The 23,248-nt window shown below is 52.0% G+C and carries 21 protein-coding genes; 8 read left to right on the top strand and 13 right to left on the bottom strand.

The features are described 5' to 3' along the window. Window positions 1-8: 8 nt before the first annotated feature. Window positions 9-1,001 carry a UDP-glucose 4-epimerase GalE gene (gene galE / locus KJW29_RS34015; protein ID WP_087572573.1) on the bottom strand — a complete coding sequence of 331 codons (993 nt, stop codon included), beginning with the start codon at window positions 999-1,001 and terminating at the stop codon, window positions 9-11. A gap of 222 nt (window positions 1,002-1,223) precedes the next feature. Beyond that, window positions 1,224-2,396 carry a galactokinase gene (locus KJW29_RS34010; RefSeq protein ID WP_087572572.1) on the bottom strand — a complete coding sequence of 391 codons (1,173 nt, stop codon included), beginning with the start codon at window positions 2,394-2,396 and terminating at the stop codon, window positions 1,224-1,226. Window positions 2,397-2,625: 229 nt separating this feature from the next. Between KJW29_RS34010 and KJW29_RS34005 the strand changes: the two genes are divergently transcribed. Together KJW29_RS34005 and KJW29_RS34000 are read left to right on the top strand one after the other, a co-directional pair. Then, window positions 2,626-3,498, top strand: coding sequence for an AraC family transcriptional regulator (locus KJW29_RS34005; RefSeq protein WP_214627954.1), 873 nt, complete (start codon window positions 2,626-2,628; stop codon window positions 3,496-3,498). 87 nt (window positions 3,499-3,585) lie between these two features. Continuing rightward, window positions 3,586-4,830, top strand: coding sequence for an NAD(P)/FAD-dependent oxidoreductase (locus KJW29_RS34000; protein ID WP_214627953.1), 1,245 nt, complete (start codon window positions 3,586-3,588; stop codon window positions 4,828-4,830). Window positions 4,831-4,916: 86 nt separating this feature from the next. Here the strand turns inward: KJW29_RS34000 and KJW29_RS33995 are convergent, their stop codons facing one another. Continuing rightward, a complete protein-coding gene (locus KJW29_RS33995) occupies window positions 4,917-5,477 on the bottom strand; it encodes a general stress protein (RefSeq protein ID WP_214627952.1) in 561 nt (186 codons plus the stop codon). Window positions 5,478-5,659: 182 nt separating this feature from the next. Between KJW29_RS33995 and KJW29_RS33990 the strand changes: the two genes are divergently transcribed. Further along, window positions 5,660-6,856 carry a magnesium transporter CorA family protein gene (locus KJW29_RS33990; protein WP_214627951.1) on the top strand — a complete coding sequence of 399 codons (1,197 nt, stop codon included), beginning with the start codon at window positions 5,660-5,662 and terminating at the stop codon, window positions 6,854-6,856. Between the two features lie 48 nt (window positions 6,857-6,904). Here KJW29_RS33990 and KJW29_RS33985 read toward each other — a convergent pair whose 3' ends face one another. Beyond that, window positions 6,905-7,876 (bottom strand): Gfo/Idh/MocA family protein, encoded by a 972-nt coding sequence (locus KJW29_RS33985; protein WP_214627950.1) that lies wholly within the window; start codon window positions 7,874-7,876, stop codon window positions 6,905-6,907. 183 nt (window positions 7,877-8,059) lie between these two features. Between KJW29_RS33985 and KJW29_RS33980 the strand changes: the two genes are divergently transcribed. Continuing rightward, window positions 8,060-8,881 (top strand): lipase family protein, encoded by an 822-nt coding sequence (locus tag KJW29_RS33980; RefSeq protein WP_108995293.1) that lies wholly within the window; start codon window positions 8,060-8,062, stop codon window positions 8,879-8,881. Window positions 8,882-8,901: 20 nt separating this feature from the next. Here the strand turns inward: KJW29_RS33980 and trhA are convergent, their stop codons facing one another. The 8 genes from trhA to KJW29_RS33940 form a co-directional block, all read right to left on the bottom strand. Then, the gene (trhA, locus tag KJW29_RS33975; RefSeq protein ID WP_214627949.1) at window positions 8,902-9,549 is read right to left on the bottom strand and encodes a PAQR family membrane homeostasis protein TrhA; all 648 of its coding nucleotides are present in this window, start codon (window positions 9,547-9,549) and stop codon (window positions 8,902-8,904) included. 56 nt (window positions 9,550-9,605) lie between these two features. Then, the gene (locus tag KJW29_RS33970; protein WP_214627948.1) at window positions 9,606-10,304 is read right to left on the bottom strand and encodes a lipase family protein; all 699 of its coding nucleotides are present in this window, start codon (window positions 10,302-10,304) and stop codon (window positions 9,606-9,608) included. Between the two features lie 63 nt (window positions 10,305-10,367). Then, window positions 10,368-11,804 (bottom strand): glycoside hydrolase family 26 protein, encoded by a 1,437-nt coding sequence (locus KJW29_RS33965; protein ID WP_246608934.1) that lies wholly within the window; start codon window positions 11,802-11,804, stop codon window positions 10,368-10,370. A gap of 158 nt (window positions 11,805-11,962) precedes the next feature. Then, window positions 11,963-12,163: a hypothetical protein gene (locus KJW29_RS33960; RefSeq protein ID WP_087572562.1), complete on the bottom strand. Its 201-nt coding sequence runs from the start codon at window positions 12,161-12,163 to the stop codon at window positions 11,963-11,965. Window positions 12,164-12,197: 34 nt separating this feature from the next. Then, window positions 12,198-13,172, bottom strand: coding sequence for an RsmD family RNA methyltransferase (locus KJW29_RS33955; protein ID WP_214627946.1), 975 nt, complete (start codon window positions 13,170-13,172; stop codon window positions 12,198-12,200). 9 nt (window positions 13,173-13,181) lie between these two features. Further along, window positions 13,182-13,568, bottom strand: a complete 387-nt coding sequence (locus tag KJW29_RS33950; RefSeq protein WP_214627945.1) for a LapA family protein — start codon at window positions 13,566-13,568, stop codon at window positions 13,182-13,184. Window positions 13,569-13,916: 348 nt separating this feature from the next. After that, window positions 13,917-14,951 carry an NADH:flavin oxidoreductase/NADH oxidase gene (locus KJW29_RS33945; protein ID WP_214627944.1) on the bottom strand — a complete coding sequence of 345 codons (1,035 nt, stop codon included), beginning with the start codon at window positions 14,949-14,951 and terminating at the stop codon, window positions 13,917-13,919. Window positions 14,952-15,047: 96 nt separating this feature from the next. Further along, window positions 15,048-15,617, bottom strand: coding sequence for a C40 family peptidase (locus tag KJW29_RS33940; protein ID WP_087572558.1), 570 nt, complete (start codon window positions 15,615-15,617; stop codon window positions 15,048-15,050). Window positions 15,618-15,948: 331 nt separating this feature from the next. Between KJW29_RS33940 and KJW29_RS33935 the strand changes: the two genes are divergently transcribed. After that, a complete protein-coding gene (locus KJW29_RS33935; RefSeq protein WP_214627943.1) occupies window positions 15,949-16,926 on the top strand; it encodes a hypothetical protein in 978 nt (325 codons plus the stop codon). Between the two features lie 141 nt (window positions 16,927-17,067). Next, the gene (locus KJW29_RS33930) at window positions 17,068-17,307 is read left to right on the top strand and encodes an NHLP leader peptide family RiPP precursor (protein WP_214627942.1); all 240 of its coding nucleotides are present in this window, start codon (window positions 17,068-17,070) and stop codon (window positions 17,305-17,307) included. 34 nt (window positions 17,308-17,341) lie between these two features. On the opposite strand, the gene KJW29_RS33925 is transcribed toward KJW29_RS33930, so the two are convergent. Beyond that, window positions 17,342-19,255 (bottom strand): sensor histidine kinase, encoded by a 1,914-nt coding sequence (locus KJW29_RS33925; protein ID WP_214627941.1) that lies wholly within the window; start codon window positions 19,253-19,255, stop codon window positions 17,342-17,344. Window positions 19,256-19,514: 259 nt separating this feature from the next. Here KJW29_RS33925 and KJW29_RS33920 point away from each other — a divergent pair, with 259 nt between their 5' ends. Both KJW29_RS33920 and KJW29_RS33915 read left to right on the top strand, forming a co-directional pair. Further along, a complete protein-coding gene (locus tag KJW29_RS33920; protein ID WP_214627940.1) occupies window positions 19,515-19,913 on the top strand; it encodes a (deoxy)nucleoside triphosphate pyrophosphohydrolase in 399 nt (132 codons plus the stop codon). 699 nt (window positions 19,914-20,612) lie between these two features. Next, window positions 20,613-23,195, top strand: a complete 2,583-nt coding sequence (locus KJW29_RS33915) for a beta-propeller domain-containing protein (protein WP_214627939.1) — start codon at window positions 20,613-20,615, stop codon at window positions 23,193-23,195. The last annotated feature ends 53 nt before the right edge of the window (window positions 23,196-23,248 follow it).

Genomic DNA, 23,248 nt, shown 5'->3' with positions numbered 1-23,248 from the left:
GGCCGGGTCTATTTCTTGTCGTCGTAGCCCTCGGGATTGGACTGATGCCAGCTCCAGGCGCTGCCGATAATGTTTTCGAGATTGCTGCGGGTCGGATTCCAGCCCAGCTCCTTGCGAGCCCGGTCCGAGGAAGCGACCAGCACGGCAGGATCTCCCGCGCGTCTTGGCTCGATAACGGCATTGATCTCTTTGCCCGTCACGGAGCGGGCAATCTCGATCACTTGCTTGACAGAGAAGCCTTGCCCATTGCCGAGGTTGTAGACGGCGCTGTCGGCTCCGCCGCGCAGACGGTCTACGGCCAGCAAGTGGGCGTCGGCCAGGTCGCTGACATGGATGTAGTCGCGCACGCATGTGCCGTCCTCCGTCGCGTAGTCGTCGCCGAATACGGAGATATGCGGACGTTTGCCCAGCGCGGCTTCCAGCACGATCGGCACCAGATGCGTCTCCGGGTGGTGATCCTCGCCGATTCGGCCGCTGTCATGAGCGCCGGCAGCATTGAAGTAGCGGAGCGAGATATATTTGATGTCGTGCGCGACGTCGAACCACTTCATCATTTTCTCCATCGCCAGTTTCGTTTCGCCATAAGCATTAGTCGGAAGCGTACGATCGTATTCGTCGATCGGCACGCTCTCCGGTTCGCCATAGGTCGCGGCCGTCGACGAGAATACGATGCGCTTGACGCCGTATTCATTCATCTTTTCCAGCAGACACAACGTTCCGTACACGTTATTATGGTAATACTTGCCCGGCAGCTTCATGCTTTCGCCGACGAGAGAGTTCGCCGCGAAGTGAATGACGGCGTCGATCTCGTTCTCCTTAAACACCGTGTCCAGGAAGTCCGCGTCTCTCAGATCGCCGACGTAGAGCTTGCCGCCGAGCAGCGCTCCCTTGTGGCCTTGCTGCAGATTATCCACGACAACGATGTCTTCTCCGCGTTCCTGGAGCGCCGCAACGGCGTGAGAGCCGATATAGCCCGCTCCTCCGGTTACCAATACTGCCATGTATATCCCTTCTTTCTCGTTATTGGTAGTTCAAAAAGTCCGCTTTTGATCACGAAGTATGCCAGGAAGCTTACTCGACATCAAATATTGAATTCAGGCGAAACCTCCGGTGCTCACGTAGCTTCCACTACGCTCCGCTCCTCAGTTTCTACCCTCATCCAATCTTCTCGGTGCTGAAAACCGGACTTTTTGAACTTGTACTATAAGTTCGTATTATGTTTCCTATTGAAGGCGTTCGACGCCGTTGCCGATGCTGCAGACATAGAAGTCCGCCGTCAGTCCCGTCGCTTCCGTATACTTTCGCCCAACTTCCTCCTGGAAGCGCTCGATGCTGTCCTCGTGTACGAGGGACACCGTACAGCCTCCGAAGCCCGCGCCCGTCATCCTGGAGCCCAGCACGCCATCTACGCCACGCGCCGCGTCTACCATTGCGTCGAGCTCTGCGCCGGTTACTTCGTATAGATCTCGCAGCGAGTCATGCGATTCGTTCATCAATTGGCCGAACGCGGCCAGGTCATTGCTCTTAAGCGCGTCCATCGATCTCAGGACCCGGTCGATCTCTTCCATGACGTGTTCGGCGCGGTTGCGGATAAGATCATCCTTGATCAGCGACTTGGAAGCGTTGAACTGCTCCAGGCTAAGCTGTCCCAGCAGCTCCAGCTCGGGATGCGCGGAGCGGAGGTCCGACACGGCTTGCTCGCATTGCGCGCGGCGCTCGTTGTATTTGGAATCTACCAGTCCGCGGCGTTTGTTCGTGTTGCCGATGACCAGCTTGTAGCTGCCGGATTGAAAGGGCACCAGATCGTATTCCAGCGTGTCGCACATGAGCAGGATCGCGTGATCCTTCTTGCCGTTCGCAACCGCGAATTGATCCATGATGCCGGATTTGACGCCATTGAATTCGTTCTCCGACTTTTGGGAGAGCAACGCGATCTTTACCGTATCGGTCGGCAGGTTCTCCATCGACAGGAGAGCATATGCCGTGACAACTTCGATGGAAGCCGAGGAGGACAAGCCCGAGCCGTTCGGAATTTCGCCATGATAGAGAATATCGTATCCGCTGCCGAAAGTTACTCCTTGCCGCAACAGCTCGTTCACGATGCCCTTCGGATAGTTCATCCAATCGTCCGCCTTATCGTATTCGACGCCTTCGACAGAGAAGGTTCCCGAGGAAGGGAAATTCGTCGTAGCCAGCCCCAGCTTGTTGTCTTCGCGCTTGCGAATAAGCAGCGTCGTGCCGAACGTCAATGCTGCCGGGAACACGTACCCCCCGTTGTAGTCGGTATGCTCGCCGATCAGATTAACGCGGCCCGGCGCGTGGAATACCGCGATGCCTTCGGCGCTTCCGCCGTATTGTTCAATGAATGTGTCAGTCAGAGCTGCAAGATTAGCCATGTGCGATCACGATCCTTTGGTATAAGTTTGGTTGTTGCCTGCTTTAGCCTCAGTATAGTGGATTGCAATCAAAAACGAAATGGCGCAAAATGTCGATCATATGGATTTATGTGACTTTAACTCCCCATTTCGAACATGCTATGATGAATCCTGCAGGTACTGCTGCGGTAAAAATGCGAGTTCAAATCGTTCGGTCTAAACTAAAAGACTATAAGGCAGGTGTGCAAATATGACTACCGAAACATATACTGTCGCCTCTAATCCCAGTCCGACGCCGGCTTCCGACGAAGCCGCCTCCATGCTTCATGTTTTGTTCGCCGGCGAAAGCCAGACGAAGCCCGGTCATCGGCTCGGTCCCAAGGTATATGACTTCTATCTGATGCACCTGATCCTCTCCGGCAAAGGGGCATTTACCTTGGGCGGCGTCCGGCGCGAGCTGTCCGCCGGCGACACGTTTCTGATCCGGCCGGAGGAGCTGGTCAGCTATGAGTCGGATCCCCGCGAGCCGTGGCGATATCGCTGGATCGCGTTCTCAGGCGCAAGGGCAGACGGTCTCGTCCGGGAAGCCGGCTTCCCGGACGGAGAATCCGTAACGGCCTTGCAGGACAAACGGAAGGCTGCTCTGTTGTATCGAAGCATCTATCTGACATTCCGAGGCGCCCGATCCTCCGCCTCCGTCCAGGCAGCCGGCTGGCTTCATCTGCTTATGGCCCTGTATCAGGATCAGAGATCGGACAAAGACCATCAAGCGCATTTGAAACGTCAGGAGAACGATGACATTCATCAGCAAGTCATCCATTATCTAAACACCCAATACTCCCATCCGGTATCCATCGAGCAGATGTCCGAGGCGCTCGGCTACAACCGCGCTTACTTGTCGCGCGCGTTCAAGCGGCGGGCCGGAATGTCGCCCGTCTCGTTCCTGCTTAAGCTTCGTCTGGACAAGGCGAAGCTTATGCTCCGCGAGCGCCCTGAGCTGACGGTGGAACAAATATCGGCTTCCGTCGGTCTCCAGGACGCCTTGTATTTCTCCAAGCAATTCCGCAAGCAATTCGGCCAATCGCCGACCGCCTACCGCAGGCTGATGCTGGAGGGGAGCTAGCTGCTCATTGGAAGCTAGCTGTAATCTACCGATCAGCGTTTTCGGAATCGCTCGCCGTGGGTATACTACCTCAGGAGGTGATTGCCCATGAGCGAATTACACATCGGCAGCTTATATTGGCCAAGTACCTTGCACAACCCGCCAAGCTATCCAGCGCTGACCGAGTGCGAGACCGCGCAAGTTGTCGTGATAGGCGGCGGAATGTCGGGCATTACATGCGCATGGGAACTTATTTCTTCGGGGATCGACGTTATTCTGGTAGAGCGCGAAATCGTCGCGGGCGAGAGCACGTCGGCCAACACAGGCTTATTGCAATATTGCAACGACGTTATGCTTTCCGACTTGATCGGCCAGATTGGACGAGAATCCGCGGAGACTTTTTATGTCGCGTGCAGCCGCGCGATCGACAAGCTGGCCGACATTGCCGCATCGCTTCCGGAGGATGTCGGCTTCAGGCGGCGCAGCAGCCTGTATTACGCTTCGACGGAGCAGGATCTGCCCAAGCTGAAGCAAGAGTACGAAGCATTGTCCTCTTGCGGACTCCGTGCGAGCTATTGGACGTCGGACGACATTGCTGCCCATTTCCCCTTCCGCAAGCCGGGAGCCATCGTAACGGGAGGGGATGCGGAGGTTAATCCATTTCGCTTCGTAACTCTGCTCGCGGCACAAGCCGTCGACAAAGGGCTTCGCATCCGAGAGTATACGGAAATCGTCAAACATGATTCCTTGGCAGGCGGACGACACCGTCTGCATACCGGCAACGGCCATTATATCGATGCCAACCACGTGATCTACGCCATAGGCTATGAGCCCGAAGAGCTTCGCGGACAGTTGATCAAGCCAGATATTGGCCGTTCGTTCGTTATCGTGACGGAACCCGTTCCCGATCTAAGCCAGTGGCATGAGCGTTATATGATTTGGGAGACGGCCAGACCATACCTGTATTTGCGTACGACGGAAGATAATCGGATCATCATCGGAGGACTTGACGAAGAAGACCGGAACCCGCTGCAGAGCAAACAACGCCGGAAAGAACATAGCGAGAAACTGCTGGAGAAAGGGAAAGCGTTATTTCCCGAATTGCCGCTAACCATCGCCTACGACTGGAACGCCACATTCGGTGAATCGGAGGATAATTTACCCTTTGTAGGCGAGGATCCCAAGTGGCCAGGCGTTTATTACACGCTTGGTTACGGCGGCAATGGGACTGTATACAGCCTTCTTGGCGCCGAGTTGATTCGTGAGCTCATCCAAGGAGAGGCGGATTCCAATCCACTTAAGGATATTATCGGTTTGTCACGGGCGACATTACGCGAAGGAACGCCGAGATGACTATCTACGGGCTCTTGGCATACGGCGAGAAAGCCGGCTCAGCCCGTAAACACGCTGCAGTCGGCTTTCCGATCAAGAGTATGATACTAACTGCCGTCCACGATAAAGGAGGCGTTGCATCTACGAAAAACGGCTTCCGCGATGCCCAGAGTCGACAGATCCGGGCCGCCATCCTTGTCAAACAGCGACTTGCTTTCCGTTGTTTCCACGATCAAGGCATATGCGCCTCTTTCCACCTCGCGGGAGACCATCTCGGATTCCTTGTGATCAAGTCCTAAGGCAAGGAAAGCACGCTCATGTTCATTACCGGTGAAGGCGCCAGACAGGGCAAAAGGGATGCCTGTGCCGGATGCCGTCCCGCCTCCGAAGCCCGTATAGCCGTAAGCCATGGCGGCAGGCGCGATACCGAACCCGCTGGCATACATAGTTCCAACCGTATCTGTGTGCGTTGCAATATCTTGACGCGTTTTTTCTAGATCGCGCATTTCGTCGGCATGTAAGTCCGTCTCCGCTTCGATTCGTCTTGAATGTTCGCTGTCCTTGGCCATTATCTTCATATCTCCGGGTTTGAAGCCGGAATTCTCCAATTGCGTTACGACGTCGATAACCTGCTGCTGAGTTTCGAATATTGCGATTTTTTTCGCCATGTCTGCCCCTCCGTGTGTCTGTATTGGTTTTTCCTATATGGATGGTATGCCCCAACCGCCACGCCCTCAATCAAATGGGAACAGTTGTCTATTGGGGCAGGTTCGGGTTATGATGAAAGGTAGCGATGTCAGTATCGGAGAAAGATGTAAATGGTATGAAATGATAGAGGGGAGAGATGCCGATGATCCGTCAATTGCTCACGTTTCCTTCCGGCTGGGAGTGGCATGTGCTGCAGCAATCCGCCGATGCGATGCAGCCCAAGCAACCGCTTCCGAGCCGGAAGAACACGTCCTTGCCAGCTCGCGCACCGGAACGCTTGCGCCCCCTCGGCAATTCATCTTCATCGAATACGGATGGCACGGACCCTTCTCCCCGGCAAGAACTGTCCGAATTCAAGAGACGGTTCCCGGAATGCGCACAGTGGATCGACCATAGCGAATCAAGAAAAACGAATCATATTCTGGTTTACAATTCCGAAGATTCAGGAACCATACTTTGCGGGACGCTTATGATTCAAATTTCGGATGATGCCTCGGATATCGGGCCGTTTCACTTCTGGGTTTCACGCCATCGTCTCGTATCCATTTATGAGGACATGCGGCTTCCCCTGAGATTGCAGCATGAATCCCACATCACCAAATATGGCGAGTGCGAGCTCGCTCCAGAAGCCTTTTTCATCATGATCAGCATATTGCTGGGGACGTTCCACAACGGACTGGACGGTTTCGAGCGAAGGCTTGGCGAGCTCGAGCAGACGATGAGGCATCGGAACCGTACGGACTTGCTCGACGTTATTTTTGACCGCAGATACGACCTGCTTCACTGGAGCCACCTCTTTATTCCCATCAGGGAAGTACACGCGGCGGCCAAGGAGGCTTTCGACGAGGATCTGATGGAGACGGACGGATTCAAGCGGATCTCGCATAAGCTGGAGCGAATCGAAACGCTGCTTAAACATTACGCGCTGGAGATCGATACGCTAATCTCCATGGACGACGCCATCTCCAGCTTCCGCGGCAATGATATTATGAAGACGCTGACGATCTTCACGGTGCTTTTCTTGCCTGCAACGGTTATTGGCGCCATATGGGGAATGAACTTCGAATGGCTGCCATGGAGCATGCAGCATTGGGGCTTCCCCCTCACGATGAGTTGTACGGCCGTCATTACGATCGGCATCTATTGGTGGCTTTGGCACAAAGGCTGGACCGGCGATCTGCTCGTTAAGAAACGCGAGAAACCGCGGCTGATGGAGTCGGAAGAAGAGCACGGCAGCGAACGCAGCCGCTCCGCCACTCACGGACGCAAACGCAAAAAGCCGCCGGGCAATCCCCATGACGGCGCGCTGGGACAGAAATCCCGGAGAAGTCGGACCTGATACCATGTGCGGTATTAGGAACGGAGCCTCCGGGATTTTTTTGTCGAGCTATTCGATAACGACCGGCAGTCCTGTACGTGCGGACCGATTGGCTGCCATAGTAACGCGATGCGTTAACCAGGCATCTTCGTAGGTCGAGAGAATGCGGGATGTATCGCCTGTCCGTACGGCATGGAGGAACGCGTCATTCTCGGACTCATAAGGATTGCTGCGATTCTGATATTCGGTCACTTGACCGGATGCCTTATCGATGAACCCATTGCCGCCGATCTCCATCACTCCTGTATTGGTATAGAGGTGCAGACCGTTATGACCTCCTGCAGGAATCGCGCATGTATTGCTGATCGTTGCTACGGCTCCAGACGCCAGCTTTAAGGTTACCGTGCCGACATCCGGAACGGTTACTCCCTCTTCTGTACCGGCCACGATTCGATCGCCATACGCTGCATACACTTCCTTAACTTCCCCCGCCGTATAACGAAGAAGATCGACGATATGCGTCGTCTGCTCGACGAACTGGCCGCCGGAACCTTCCATGGAACGCCACCAGTAGACGCCAGGCATGCCTCCCATCCAATAACCAAGAGCCATGCCGATAGTACGCTCCGCAAGCAGTTCTTTGGCTCGGGCCGTGCCGTCCATATAACGGAAATGATAGCCGACGGACGTAATAAGCGACTTGTCCTTTATGCCTTGCAATATCGAGCCCGGCACTTCTTCGTCGACTCCGATCGGCTTCTCCACCAGGAAAGGAATTCCACGCTCGATCAACTGTTGCTCAATGTCGCCATGAGCGAATGGCGGCACGCATATGTATACCGCATCCAGCTTGCGCGCATCCAGCATATCCGATACCTCCGCAAAACCTTTTGCATCATGAAATTTGCCCGCTGCCTCGTCGGCCTTCTGCTGCGATGTCGCCGCAAATGCCGCAACGTTGACGCCCTCCAGCTTTGCAAGCTTCTCTGCATGCATGCGGCCGAACCAACCCGTTCCGATAATCCCGATCTGCAATGTCATGTATCCTCTCCCCTTCTTCTCAGGACTCCTTAGCCGCGGCGGCTCCCGCCTTGGTTGAGACCATTATAAGCGACACTGCGGGCCCGCGTCCATTTGTTGGGCCCCTTGGTACCTATCCGCATTTGCCTACATACTATGTTGGATGAGAGCCACACTGAACGAGGCGAAGCGGAGGGATGACCCATGAACGAAGGCAATGTCCCATACTTAAACAGCCCCAAGCCCGATCTGGAAGCAGCGATGTTCCTGGCCGGCATTTGCGGTCAAACGTATGTACAATTCAATAACAAGGAAGACGGCTTGTTCCTTGTGCCCCGCAGCTATTCTCTCGTGGGAGATATTTGGGCAAGCGCTTACGAGAGCCGGCCAGAACGATTCGGATTCGTCCTTCAGTCGGAGCAATGCGCCATTCTCGCATTTCGTGGGACCGGCTCCGCCGTTGATTGGGTATCGGATTTCATCGCGCAGCAAACGCCCTATCGTCCTGTCCGCAATGCCGGGCAGACTCATAAGGGCTTTACGGATATCTATATGTCGGCCCGCGACAGGGTGTTCGAATTGGCGGGCCTGCTGCCGCAAGACCTCCCTCTGTTTATTACAGGCCACAGTCTTGGCGGAGCGCTTGCTACGCTTGCCGCGCTGGATATCGCCCGCAATACGCCATTCCGTTCTCCTGTCGTTTATACGTTCGGAGCTCCCCGCGTAGGCGATCCCAGGTTCGTGCAGACCTACAATTATTGTGTTCCGACACACTGGCGCTTCCAGAACGAACATGACATCGTTCCCCATCTGCCGCCTCTTGTTTACCAGTCGCCCCGCACGAAACAAACCTACTTTTATCTTCACGTCAAAGGCGAGGTGCCCCGATCGTTCAGGATGGGGTCCGTGTCGGGCAATCATATTCTGGACAGCTACTTCGAGGATCTGGCTAAGGAGCAGCCGGTCGTTGCCGCCGCGATGTGCGCGGAGCCTCCTGGCTGGTGCCCGGATACGGGGGAGATGTAAGCAAAAAAAAGACCGACTCGTCAGTCGGCTGGCAGCACATATAAGATAATGGCAAAAAAATGGACGATGGAGCCTCCAAGCACGAACAGATGCCATACGGCGTGATGGTACGGAAAGCTTCGCCATACGTAGAACACCGTTCCGACCGTATATAACAGGCCTCCCGCTATTAGCAATTGCAATCCTCCCGGCGCAAGATGCGTCACGAGCGGCTTCCAGGCAAACACAATTATCCATCCCATTGCGATATACAGAATCGTCGATGTAACCAGAAATTTGGAGGCGAAAAATGCCTTGAATGCCGCTCCCGCGATAGCAACTCCCCACACGATCCCAAAGAGTACCCAGCCTAACGCGCCTTGTACGATATGGAACAGAATAGGAGTATAAGTGCCGGCGATGAAGACATAGATGAAGGAATGATCCAGCGATTCGAATACTTTTTTGGCCTTGCCCGGAGGAAAGCTGTGCACCAGCGTCGAGGCCAAATACAAAAGCAGCATGGCCGAGCCGTAAATGGTAAAGCTGACGACATGAGCAGGCGTTCCCTTGATCGATGAAAAGACGATGAGCAGGACAAGCGCCGCAACGCTAAGCAAGGCGCCTATGCCATGCGTGACCGCGTTCGCGATCTCTTCTCCCTTGGAGAAGGTATGCGTATTAGCCATAATTCAATCAACTCCCGATAGCAAGTAAGTGCGAACACTACCTCCAGTCTATCGGATTAGAGCCACCCTTTCAACCAGGCGCCTACCCGGCCGATCGTCTTATCCAAGTTGCAGACGGCTTCCGTATCGACGAACGGCTCGGAATTGCGGAAGTAATCGGCGTGTCCTCCGATAACGGGAATCCCTTCGACATAACCAGGCGCGTACTTGAACCGGCTCCAGCGAGGCACGGATCTGCCCTTGCGGATCCACCCTCCCCAGGTGCCGATGCGCGTAATGGGATCGTTCTGCTTCCCGTCCCTGTCGATGGAATGGAAGTAACTCACCTTGTCCTGCAGCCGGGGGTGAATAGGCGTACGAGGCGATCCAACCTGTACGACGCGAAAATCGCGAATCATTCCGTTCTCCTCCAGCATTTTGGCCGCCTGATAAGCGGCTGCGCCGCCCCCGCTATGTCCAATAAGCAGGAATCTGCCTTCTTCGTCCTTCACGGAATCCTTAAGCTGCTCCCATACGTTGCGCCCGCCGATCCGTCCCGCTCTCATTCGGTTGGACAGATCGGAGCGAACCTCCAATACTTGTCTGATTACGCTTCTGCTGCAATCCCCATACGGGAACAACACCCGGATCACGGGATCGACTCCCTCCGATCGCAACTGCGTCTCCAGCTTTTCCTTGCACGCGTTGAACGCGCAGGTTGTTGTTTTTACGCCGGCCAACAAATAAACATGAAGCGGGGATGATTGGACCGCCATATTCGAATCCCTCCATAAGCAAAGATGATGGTTTACCCTCATTATGCGGGGACTCGCCTTGTTTCATTCTTCAATTCGAATGTCAGTATCGACCACTGCAGCCTCGTAGCCCAGAGCGCGTACCGTCTCAAGTACGGCAATAGCTTGAAGCTTCCTCCTGATCGCCGCGCCTTGCGAATTGTTATAGCCTGCCTCGACCGATCGCCGTATGACCTCGGTTGTTACCGCGATCGTCTCGTGTCCCTTCTTGCGTTCGATTATTACGTGCTCCTTGCCGTCGCTTCCATTATTGCCTTGCGGCAATCTTGACAGCCGGAGACCCAAATAATCGATAAAGAAGGATGTATCCGCATAGACCACGCCATTAGACTCGAATAACTTGCCTCTGAACGTATACGACTCTCGCCGCCGCGTATCCCCATGTTTTCCCTTAACCGCTATGTCCGACGCTGAAGCCGCCCGGGCTCCATAATAATCCGAAGCCGTCGCTTCCTTGTATGTGTCCAGCAGCGTCTGCTGACCTGTAATGCTGTAATCATTGACCCTCCGTGCGGGGTTGAAGGCCGTTGTATTGTTGACGTCAAAATAATACACCGCCTTCACGCGCGGATATAGCCGCTCAAGCGAGCCGTAGAACCGCTTCAGCTTTGCGGCCGCAAAGGCGACATCCGTCTTGCCGTCCGTCGCGCTGTAGTGGCTGGCGCCGAACTCGGAGACGGCGATCGGCTTCGTACGGCTGTACTGGTTATAAACCGCATTGAGCAGATCAAGCGGATCTTCCCGATGCGCAGCATAGTTGCGGTCGCCGTTATGATACCTGACGCTGTAAATATTGACGCCAACCCAATCGACATAATCGTCGCCAGGATAATAATCCGCCATCGGCTTCTCCGGCATCGCCAGCACCGACCACAGCATCGCCGTATTTGGCGCCTCTTGTTCGAACACATCGTGGACGAGTCTCCACTTCTCCTTGTACAGCTCCGGATTGCCGCTGTATGCCGTCCAGTTTCCGTTCATCTCCGATGCGAACCGCAGCAGAATCGGGACATCGCTAGCTTTTGCCTGACGAGCGAATCGGCGCAAGTAATCGTCGTCCTTCACCTTGTCGAGACCCTCGTTCGGCTCCCATGCGATATGGGGGAATGCTCCCGCCTTCACCACGTCCCGCACCCATTGCACGGGAAAGGGTTTCCCATAACCAACGTATTTGAAAAAGCTGGCATGAGTCCTCCCCGTGGTTTCGTTAAAGCGGTCCATACTTTGTCCGATGAAGTCGTCTTGCAGAACATACGCGCCCAGATAGGCTCCGGTTTCAGGCTCCAGCTTCGCGCGTGTTACCCGATCCTCGGACGGCGTATACCGAAGCGTCCATTGGTTCCCTGAACTGTCGTTTGCGTCTGGAACGGCTAATACGCTTTCATATTTAGGGACGGGAAGTGACGGCGATAGAAATAACACCGCGCTTAAGAGAAGAAGCTGACCGATACGCAGGTACATCAATAGCGAGTATCCTCCCTGTCGTATATTCTATTCGTGCCGAACCGTCCGTGTGACTGGACAACGGCCTAATTTCTACAGCATTCGCCAATTCCCGCCTATTTATTCCCGCAAAAAAAAGAACGCCGCCGATAAGCCGGCATGGCGTTCTTGCTTGGTTATACACCCATCTTCTTGCGCTGGTTGTTAACCTTCTTCGTATTTTGGCTTCTGAGCTCTTGAGTGCCCGTTGAGTAATTTTTCTGGCCAGGCAGACCTGATTGTCCCTGTTTCTTCTGGGCCAGCAATTGCTTCGCCCGCTCCGCTTGGGACAGCTTCTTCGGCTGCTCTGCGGCTTCGTTCTGTTCGTTCGCAGACATAAGGTTCACCTCACTTTTATAACCCGCATCTTCCTTATTCTACTACACTTATAAACCGCTTGAAAGTGCCTTTGCTCAGCTTGGCGCAATCCAGAATACGAAATCCGGTCTCCGTGAGCCGGAGCTGTATGTCTTCCGTCGTCACTACGACAGCTCTAGCCGCCATTCTCCTTAGCGACATCAACATAGCGTATTGCTCCTCGCTCGGCAATACCGAGCACAGATTGTAGGGCATATCAAGCACTGCTGCGTCATACTGCTTGCTTACTTCCGTCATATCGCCTTTGACGACAGCATTGCCCGAATAACCGAAATGTTCCAGATTGACTCTGGCCCCTCTGGCCGCAAGCGGATTAATCTCGATACCCTCTGCGCGGATCCCCATCGACAGCGCTTCGATCAATACCGTCCCCATGCCGCAGCACGGATCCATAAAAGTCCTGCCGCGAGGAGATGGACCGATCGCGATGTTAACGAGCGCTCTGGCGGCGCGGACAGGCAGCGCCGTGGAATAGTTTTGCGGCTTGGCTTGATGGCTCAGCCATGTTCCATCATTGTCTTCGCATGGTCCGAACAGCCATTCTCCACGATACTTTGCAACGCCGAACTTAAGCATGGGAGCGTGCATATCCGCCTTCCCTTGCAGATAACCTCCTGCCTGACGCTCAATGGCGCGTTTCTCTTCGTAGCTGTGACGCTCATCCCCGTTGGTATAATAAACCTTGAACGTCTGCCCTTGCAGATCTCGGCCGCCGAGCGGGCCAGCCAGCCCTTCGAGCGTTGCCGACCGAAATGCCGCATCCAATCTGCGCTTGAGGAACGGGCTTCGACTGACGGAGATCGCGGGTCTATCAGAGTCGTTGTCGTTCTGCTGATATTGTGCCGCAACTCCCGCTTCCGGCCTCCCGCCGAACAGAACTCGCAGCTCCAGTCCGCACAGCTCCGCCTCGTCCTCGTGACAAGCGTAATTATACAGGCGGGCAATCCGATTTTCCGTCATTTCAAACATCGTTATGTCTCATTCCTTACGATCCTTCTCGACAAGGGCATTTCCATTATCCGCCGATTCCTCTTCCCATTGCGTATCGGATACGAGCTCCGTCCCCGCGTTAGGACCTGCATCGCTTGCGAACGTGGCTTCGAACGGATCGGATTGCTCTGCCTGCTCGGCCACACTCTTCTCCAATGTCTTCACTTGACGCTGCAGCTTGAAGATCCGGAGCATCCCGAACAGCCCCACTGTCAGTCCTCCCAGCAATGTGGATACCAAGATGACGAGAATAAGAGGAGTTGACGTCTTCGCGAACATAAAGTTTACTTCCACTTGTTCGACGTTAATGACAGCGAAAATGGCAATAACCAGCGCGAAAGCAAACGCCGAGATCAGCATGCCCTGACTTTTCATATGACATCCTCCTGCACCAGCTTTACATTAGAGTCTCATAAGTTGGCCAAATAGTCTAGCGTTGATCCCTGATCAGGAATGCAAAATACCGCCCTTCCCGATCACTGCCGTTATCAGGCTGATTAATAAAATGGCAAGCAAGACCAAACGCTCCTTGCGGCCGATTCGGCGTTTTCTCTTTCCTTGTCTCATTCTTATTCATCAACCTTTCATGGAGTCTTGAAACAACAGTAGCCCCCATTTTAACAGCCGCAACTAAACATTTTCTCAAAGTGTATACTTTCTAATCATTCAACAAAAGAAAAGTCCATCTGCGAATGGACTTCTTCTAACTGATTATGCTGCGAATTAGAATCCCCGCTCATAGGGCTTCGGTACCGCGGCCTTATAATTGCCGCCGCTGGCCGCAATGGCATGCAGCGCCCAGTATGGATCGCGCAGCAGCCCGCGGGCGACTGCGATCAGATCGGCTTTGCCGCTGGCAAGCGCTTCGGAGGCAACCGCAGGATCGTCGAGCATGCCGACCGCGATAACCGGGACCCCCAGTGCTTCCTTAACCGCCTGCGCCGCATGAAGCTGGAAGGCCGGCTCCACCTTGGGGCGGCGCTCCGCGCTAGGCACTCCTTCTCCGCCAGTCGAGATGTGAAGCAGATCGACGCCCGCCTCCAGATAGGCGCGGCACAGCTCGATGCCCGTCTCGATGCCGTATCCGCCTTCGGTATATTCCAACGCCGAAATCCGGAATAACAGCGGCATGTCTTCCGGCATATTGCGCTTCACCTCAGCGATGACCTCGCGGCCGAACAAGGTAAGGTCGCGGCCATATTCGTCGTCGCGCGTATTGCTGCGCGGCGAATGAAATTGATGAATGAGATAGCCGTGCGCGCCATGCAGCTCGATCGTATCGAAGCCGGCTTCGACGGCCCGGCGAGTCGCTTCGCCGAACTTCAGCACCATCGCCTTGACCTCTTCCGTCGTCAGCTCTCTTGGCGTCTTCGAGCGGTCGTCGAACGGGATGGCCGATGGCGCGACCGGTGACGGATCGTCCGTCGCCTTGCGTCCCGCATGGGCGATCTGAATGCCGATCTTGGCGCCGTGGTCGTGCGCGGCGTCTACGATTCGGCGGAAGGCCGGAATCTGCTCATCCGCCCATAAGCCCAGACAGCCGTCCGTTATACGGCCGGCAGGCTCGACGTTCGTCATCTCGACGATAATCAGCCCGACGCCGCCTACGGCACGGGATACATAATGGACATAATGCCAATCCGTCGGCGTACCATCCTTTTCGTGCACGGAATACTGGCACATCGGCGCCATGACGGTCCGATTGCGAAGCTCCAGGTTTTTGATGCGGAATGAAGAATCCAAGGTTGTTGTAGACATCGTTATCCCTCCTGCGCATTAGCCATTGCCTTGCCTAAATAGCATACCACAAGTTCGCTTACAAAAAGAAAGGAGATCCCGAATTTCGGGATCCCTCTATGCCGTGCGGAACGCGCTGGCGGCTGCTATGCTGTTTTGGCAGCCCACGTATGAGTGCAATTGACCGTGGTAGACTAATTCGAGCATGGATGTATGCTGCAGATCGCCTGGCGTCACGAGGAGAGGCGACTTATCGATCAGTTCCATGCCGCTTCGCTGGAACATCGTCGCCACGAACTGCGAGCAGAAGTACGAATATTTGCGCTCCCATTCGATATTAAAGACAACGCCGAGCATGCCGACCAAATTATATTTGTACAAATCCTGATTCTGCTCGAAATGCTGCACCTGATTTCTCAGATTATTGTAGACCGTTTGGCTGACTGTACAACGATATAAGGCGCACATGGATTCTTCAAAAAACGAGCTCCGTACATCTTCACGCACAAAGCCTCCGAAGAATGGATTGTTGGGATTTCTTCTGCCGAAACTGTACACTTCCTGGAGATCCGGATCGAAGGCAATGGATGCGTGATTAAGCGGGTCCTTCGTGAACGTTCGTATAATTTTGGTCAAAACGGTCCCCGTGTCCGTCAGAAGCACGTAAATCTCTTTGTCTCTACTCATTAAGATGACCTCCACATTAAAGAACTATCGTCTGGTATTAACTTTAATGCAGGAGAAGGTTTCGAAGAACCTTCTGAGGTAATAGAAAGAACCCCGACTAAGGTCTAGTTTCATATGGATGCATGGATGATCTTGCGCCACCTCCACAATCAAATCCATTTTACTGGATTTTCTACATTTACTCAACAGGTAGTTATAAGGTAGTTGCAAGAAACTATGCGCAAATATTCCGCCTAATCTTCCAAAATCTGCATCCAATTTCCGGCTGTCATGGTATAGTATTTTTGTACTATATCATCATTTTAATAGTCCGAAGGGATGATGTCAGCGCATGGAATGGTATGAACGGTACAAGCCTCGGATCATGAACGTATTCGGTCAAGCCCTGGAGACGATTGGGCGTTTCCCGTCCCCGATCCACGAGCTTGGAATAACCTATGCGGAGAAATTTAATCCCGCCAGCCAGGACGGCGGCAAGGATTACATCTGCACGCTGCTGCCTTATTGGATGCAGGAGAAAGCAGAGATCTCGGAAGAGCAATGCGGACAACTTGCACTTGCCAATGTATATGGCATGCTCTACTTTTTTATTCAAGACGATGTAATGGACAGCAAAGTTGCAGGCGGCGACTGGAAGTCCCAGCTTGCCCTCGGCAGTCTTCTTCAACAAGAGATGTTTCGGATCTTCCGTGCGCTCTTCCCTTCCGACAGTCCGTTTTGGCATTACTACGACGGTTATGTGCGGACTTGGGCAGACAGCGTCGTAAGCGAGGGGCGCGGCAACTACTTCCTAACGAATCCGCTGCTCACATCGGGAAAAGCCGCACCTGTCAAAATAAGCGCGGTCGGCGCTCTGCTGCTGGACGCAAGCACTCCTTCTACTTCGACTGAACAACGGATCGACTTAACCGAAGAAGCCATCGATATCGCGCTTATGACGCTCCAGATGCTGGACGACTGGGCCGATTGGGAGGAGGATCTCGCGGACGGCAGCTATAACGGACTTCTGGCGATGATTGCGGCGGGACGGGAAGGCGCCTTGTCCGACGAATCCGTACCGTCTTACAACACGGAGGGACTAACGAAAGAGCGAATCGAGGCTGCGATATATGTGCGGGGTTGCATTCGGCCATACGCCGACATTGCGAAGGGGTACCATGGCCGGCTGAGCGCTAACCTTTGTGCACCTCCGGAACTAGTTGCATTTAATCTTCATATGGTGGACTGTCTGCATGCAATCGCCGCAAGACATGAGGATCGCAAGCGAAAGCAGCTCGGCGGCGGGATCAATCTATTATTAGGGACTTAAGAAACATGTCGACTGATGACTGGTATTAATCCAAACAGACTATAATATTTGTTCAAAATAGGAAAAAAGAAGTAGATTTTGTCGACTGTTCGTGATAGACTAATTGTGGAAATCATATACATATTCGGAAGGGTGATTGCTGTGTCAAACGAACAAAACCTGAAAGATCAAATTATCGAAAAAGCTTGGACCGATGCAGAATTCAAATCGAAGTTGCTCGCAGATCCAAAGTCGGCAATCAAAGACGCCTTCGGCGTTGACATTCCTGAAGATATCAATTTAAACGTTGTTGAAGAAACTGCTGATTCATACTATTTGGTGATTCCTCAAAATCCTGCCGATGTAAATAACAATGATGTTGATGCTCCAATGTGGGCATAAAAAAAAGCGCCGATGATTTCATCGGCCTTTTTACTTATTGTGAAGGTAAAGTGATATTTACTTCCGTTCCAATCCCTTTCTCACTAATAAATTTAATACTACCGTCCATTGCTTCTATAATTCTAAAAGTTACCATCAATCCAAGGCCAGTACCCTTGGTTTTATTAGTATAGTACGGTTCTCCTAAACGCTTTAAATCTTCGGCATCGATCCCTTCTCCATTGTCTCTTACTTTTATTATAACTCTCCCGCTTACCGCATCTTCTGAAAGATTTATAGTTATCTCTCCACCATCACCACAAGCTTCTATACTATTTTTAATAATATTCATCAATGCTTGTTTAAACCTGGATGAACTACCTATAATAAATAACTCTTTATCATGCTCGACTTTTATAATCCCCCCTTGTAATGTGGCTAATGGCGCTAAAATTGCAACTAGTTGACTTATTTCCTCTTGAATATTTAGTCGCATTACTTTGCCAATATCAGGTTTGGCAAACGTTAAAAAATCTGTAATTATTTCAGAGGCCCTATCCAGTTCATTAATAGCTAAGTTCACATAACTTTTGTCGTTTTTTGAATTCAAGCGCTGTCCCAATAGCTGTAAAAAACCTCTAGTAACCTGTAGCGGATTTCTAACTTCATGCGCAATAGATGCAGCTAAGTTACTTATTAGTTCGATTTTCTCTGACCGTTGCAGTTCTTCATTAAATATCTCAATTTGTTTTGAATATTGAAGAGCCTTTTGATAATTAACCATTACTTTTCTGGCAAGAATAATTATTAGTGAAGCAAGGAAAAATAAAATACTTACTTTCCAATACTTCATGTCATACATCCGATCAATGTACATATACCAAATGACTTCAACTAAGCTTACACCCGCAAATATACTAATACCTATAGCTAATATAATAGCTTCCTTATTTCTATTTTTACATTCAAAAATCACAGAAGATATCAACAAAATGTTACCAACAATGATTGATAGTCCAAATATTACAAACCCACTTGTATAATAAAAATCATGGATTTCCGATGATACAAAACTCAATCCGAGAAACACTGTGTAAATTACAGCAAAGTAAGTTTGTATTTTTTTGAATTTTGTAATTAAACCAAATGGTCCCCTTCCAAGCACTTGTTCAAGAAAGAAAAACAGAGCAGGCATAAACAATGATGATGCTATATCAAAACATATATTAAATAAGGTAATATACTCAGGAAAGTATTTATACATAAACGACGAATAAGAAAGTATCATAACTCCTACTGACAACATGACGAGAAATAAAGAGTACCATCCCGGCTGGAATGTCCTATTAATAAAAAGTACACTTACTATCATAAAAAAAGAAATGAGAACAAGAGATGCTCCTAAAATAATATCAATTATATCCGCCTTAACATATGTCTTAATTTGATCAGTAAATTCCCCAACATTTATTTCATTATAAATCCCTAGCTTATTCACATTATTTTCAACATACAAGTAAATGTTTGATCCTTCATATTGAACTTCTATCGGAAGTAGTATTTCATTTAGATCAAAAGAATACTTTCTTGTACGCTCATATATCTTTTTATCTTGTAAATATATAATAACCTCTTTTGCATATAACTTATTAATTGTTAGTGCAGGCCGCATCTGAGTCAACTCCGGCAAACGAAACCTGATCCAAGCCGAATTTATCCCTTCCGGCACGCTTGGATAATCTCCATCGGAATGGACGGTGAACCAACCGTCGTTGTCCGACAATGAGCTAACTTCTTCGATTGTGAGCGACTGACCGGGCTGCTCCCAAAGCATCTGCCACTCGGTAATGATTGTTTGGTCGCTACCCTGCCCTGAAGCGGCAAGAATAGATGGTGATCCCGTAAAAAATGCTCCAATGAACGAGATCAGCGCAACAAGCGATATTAAACCTTTTTTGACAACTGCCATTCCCTTCACCTCGAGCCATGATATTCATCCCTGTGCGCTTCTAATATTTTTCGACATTCTTCGGCAAAATTTACCTATTATTATTTTCCGCTATGTATCAAGGAAATACAACTACCAATTGGAAACTATTTTTAAAATTTATGAGAAAGCGTGGATTTCGCGCATAGGTACTGCTACTCATTGAATTATAGTTCCGAAGTCATATATGATGAAAGCAACGTGAAACAGGATTATGTGAACGGAAAGGCGCGATGAAGGTATGAAAATGATCATGGTTGCAGGAGCCGTTATCCGCAATGAGCGTCAGGAGATCTTATGCGCGCTGCGTTCCTCCCGGATGTCCATGTCGGGACTATGGGAATTCCCTGGCGGCAAGTTGGAGCCTCACGAATCGGCAGAGACATGCCTCATTCGCGAGATCGAGGAGGAGCTTGGTTGTCTCATCGAGGTTGGCTCCAGCATCGAGGATACTCTCTACCAATATCCAGAGATACAGGTACGCTTGTTGACTTATTACGCGACGATCAAGAGCGGCGTTCCCGTCCCAAGAGAACACGAGAAGCTGATTTGGCTTCCTGCTTCGGAGCTTGATGAGCTGGAGTGGGCGCCTGCCGATCTTCCAACGGTTCAACGCCTTATGAACGGCATGAATGCGTAACTAGCGGCTTAGTAACAATGGTGTGGCCTCATTATCCACAGTCTTGTTATGGACATCATTGCAACTTAGCCGCGTCTATTCACCTTCTTCTCATTTGTGAGGTTCTGAAGGTCATAAGTAGTGAAAAGGGCAAATTCTCCGTTCTAAGAATCTCTTAGCGGCCATCGCCTACAGTCGCTCGTTTCCCTACTTTTTGGAGTCATAGGCGGTACTAACGCCTATGGACGCTCATCAGGGTTACTTTACGGGACATCGACGTTTTTAACGCCTACAGTCGCTCGTTTCCCTACTTTTTGAAGCCATAGGCGTTATTAACGCCTATGAACGCTAATTAGAGTTACTTTCCGGCCCATCGGCGTTTTTAACGTCTACAACTGATCGTTCACCTACTTTTTGGAGCCATAGGCGTTATTAACGCTTATGGACGCTAATTAGAGTTACTTTACGGGCCATAGGCGTTTTTAACGCCTACAATCGCTCGTTCGCCTACTTTTTGGAGCCATAAGCGGTACTAACGCCTATGGACGCTCATCAGAGTTACTTTCCGGGCCATCGGCGTTTTACTCCGAGAATCCCGTTAAAATGTGCCCACAACTCGCAACATATTCCATTTTCTCCGCGTCAGGATGGTAACATCCATGTCATTCAGACAGCTTGAAGGGGTCGGCGTCCATACCATCGTCAAAGGAGGATTCGAAAATGAAAAAGAAGGCAACGATAGCAGCGTTTCTCACACTGCTGTTATGTCTGTCGCCATTCACCGGCGGGGCGTTCAAGGAGGAAGTTGTCGCCCAAGGCTCCATCGAGGTCCAGGTGAAGGGCAAACCATTAGTGCTGGCAACGCCCGCTTATATCCATAACGGCACAACCCTGGTGCCGCTGCGCGAGATTGCCGAGGCTTTGGGAGCCAAGGTCGAATACGCCGAAGCCGCTGACGGCTCCGAGAAGGTGACCATACAGAGAGAAGGTAGCAGCGCGACAATCACCATCGGATCGGCCACAATGACGACGGACGGGAAAAATGTCAAGCTTCCGCTTGCTCCGCGGATTGAGAAGGCCATAACGATGGTGCCGCTTCGCGCATTGTCCGAAGCGCTTGGCACGGTCGTCGCTTGGGATGGCGCGAAACGACTCGTCACAATTGACGAACCGAAACAACTGCCAACCGTAGGTACAAGCAAGAAGCTGATGGAACTGCTTCAAGCCTCAATGACGTCGCAGAACAAGTTGTCGATTACGGCGACTGCAGCAGCGGAGACGTCCGCCTCCCTCGGGGGAGCGGATTCCGGCTCTGCAGCTCCTAGTCCGGACGGTTCTCCTCCTTCCGACGATCATTCCACGACGAACGTGCAGGTAGACGGTGTGGACGAGGCGGATTGGGCGAAGACGGATGGCGGATTCGTCTACCAGATCAGCGGCGGCAGAGTTATCATTAGCGATATTGCCGACGCCTCGAACCCGAAGCTGGTCGCCGTCCTGGAGTACGACGCCAAGGAAGGCTTCCAGCCGCAGGAGTTGTATGTTGACGACAAGCATCTAATCGTAATCGGTCAGCGGAGCATCTCTGACATGACACCGCATGTCATCCAGCCAGAAAACGAAGTGCAGCCTATACCAGCCAATCCCGGTTCGGAATCGGCTGGTGCCGGAAGCAGCGGCTCGTTGCCGAGTGCCAAAACGACTGCCGCCCCTTCTTCCAGTGAATCGGCAGCGCCTGCCATCGCCATTGATGCTGCACCGCCAGTTGGCAAAGGTGTCTCCATCCTGCCTTATTTCAACCATCGAAGCCTGACGGTCGCTTATGTCTATGAGTTAAAGGGCTTCGCCAAGCCGGAACTCGTACGTGAACTGTCGCAGGAAGGCAGTTACGTCTCTTCCCGCAAGATTGGCGATTCGCTTTATATGGTGTCGAACAAATACAGCTACTACTATCCCTTCTACGATGCCATGGCGTCGAAAAAAGGATCCGTACAGGACAATGCGGCAACCGCCCAGACGCTCGCCACCGAAGCCGAGCCGTTCTACGGAGATTCGGCCGCAAACGACGAGCTTCTTCAACTGCCGCTTAGCGACGTGCATTATTTCCCCGAGCCTGCGGACAGCAGCATGATGATAGTCGGCTCCGTAGACTTAAGCCAGCCGGATGGCGAGCTTCAAGTATCCGCCTATCTTGGTTCGGGAAACACGATCTACGCTTCGCAGAAGCATCTGTACGTTGCCATCTCGAAATACGAAGCGAAGAACAACTCTTACTCGGATTACACGGAGTTCCATAAATTCCGGCTCGATCAAGGCCGGGTCGTCTATATCGGCCAAGGCACCGTTCCCGGCAGCCTGCTGAATCAGTTCTCCATGGATGAGCACGAAGGTTATTTCCGGGTCGCGCTTACGAGCGGCAATATGTGGGCAAGCGGCGAGCAGGGCTCGAAGAATAACGTCTATGTACTCGACGAGAAGTTGAGCGTAGTCGGGAAGCTGGAAGGTCTCGCGCCGGGAGAACGGATTTATTCCGTCCGTTTCATGGGAGATCGAGCTTATATGGTTACCTTCCGCAACGTCGATCCGTTGTTCGTCGTGGATCTGAGCCAGCCGATGAATCCTGCCGTATTAGGACAGCTCAAGATTCCGGGCTACAGCGACTATCTCCATCCGTACGACGAGAATCATATTATCGGCTTCGGCAAGGAGACGGTGGAAGTACCGTCCAAGGGCATGGGACCGGACGAGACGATGGCGTTCTATCAAGGGATGAAGATTGCCATGTTCGACGTGTCTGACGTATCGCAGCCGAAGGAGCTGTTCAAGGAGGTCATCGGCGATCGCGGCACGGGCTCGGAGCTGCTGTATAATCACAAAGCTCTCCTCTTCTCCAAGACCAAGGGATTGATGGCTTTCCCTGTCGAGCTGTACGAAATCAAGATCAAAGAAGCTCTTCAGCCTGGCGACTTCCCGGCTTATGGCGAATTCGTCTACCAGGGCGCGTATGTTTACGGCATCGATCTCCAAAAAGGCTTCCAGCTTAAGGGACGGATCAGTCACTTAACGGAGGACGATCTGAGAAAAAGCGGCCAATACGGTTACGACTACTCCAAGACGGTGCGCCGTATTCTTTATTCCGGCGATTCTCTCTACACTTTATCCGACTCCATGCTCAAGGCAAGCGGCATTAAGGAGCTGGAGGAGCGAGGCTCGCTGAGCTACCCTCCACTGCCCGAGCCAATTTGGAACGGTAGCGGCTCCATCGATATCATGCCATTGCCAGCCACCATGGAATCAAGGTAGCTCAAATAAGGTTGTTACAACAAAGGGACTTTCTCTCCCGGTCGACAAGATCA

Origin of the sequence: Paenibacillus agaridevorans, from assembly GCF_018604145.1 — a bacterium.
Classification (GTDB): Bacteria; Bacillota; Bacilli; order Paenibacillales; family Paenibacillaceae; genus Pristimantibacillus; species Pristimantibacillus agaridevorans.
Note: the sequence above shows the minus strand (reverse complement) of the source record. Positions and strands in the feature narration are given on the sequence as shown.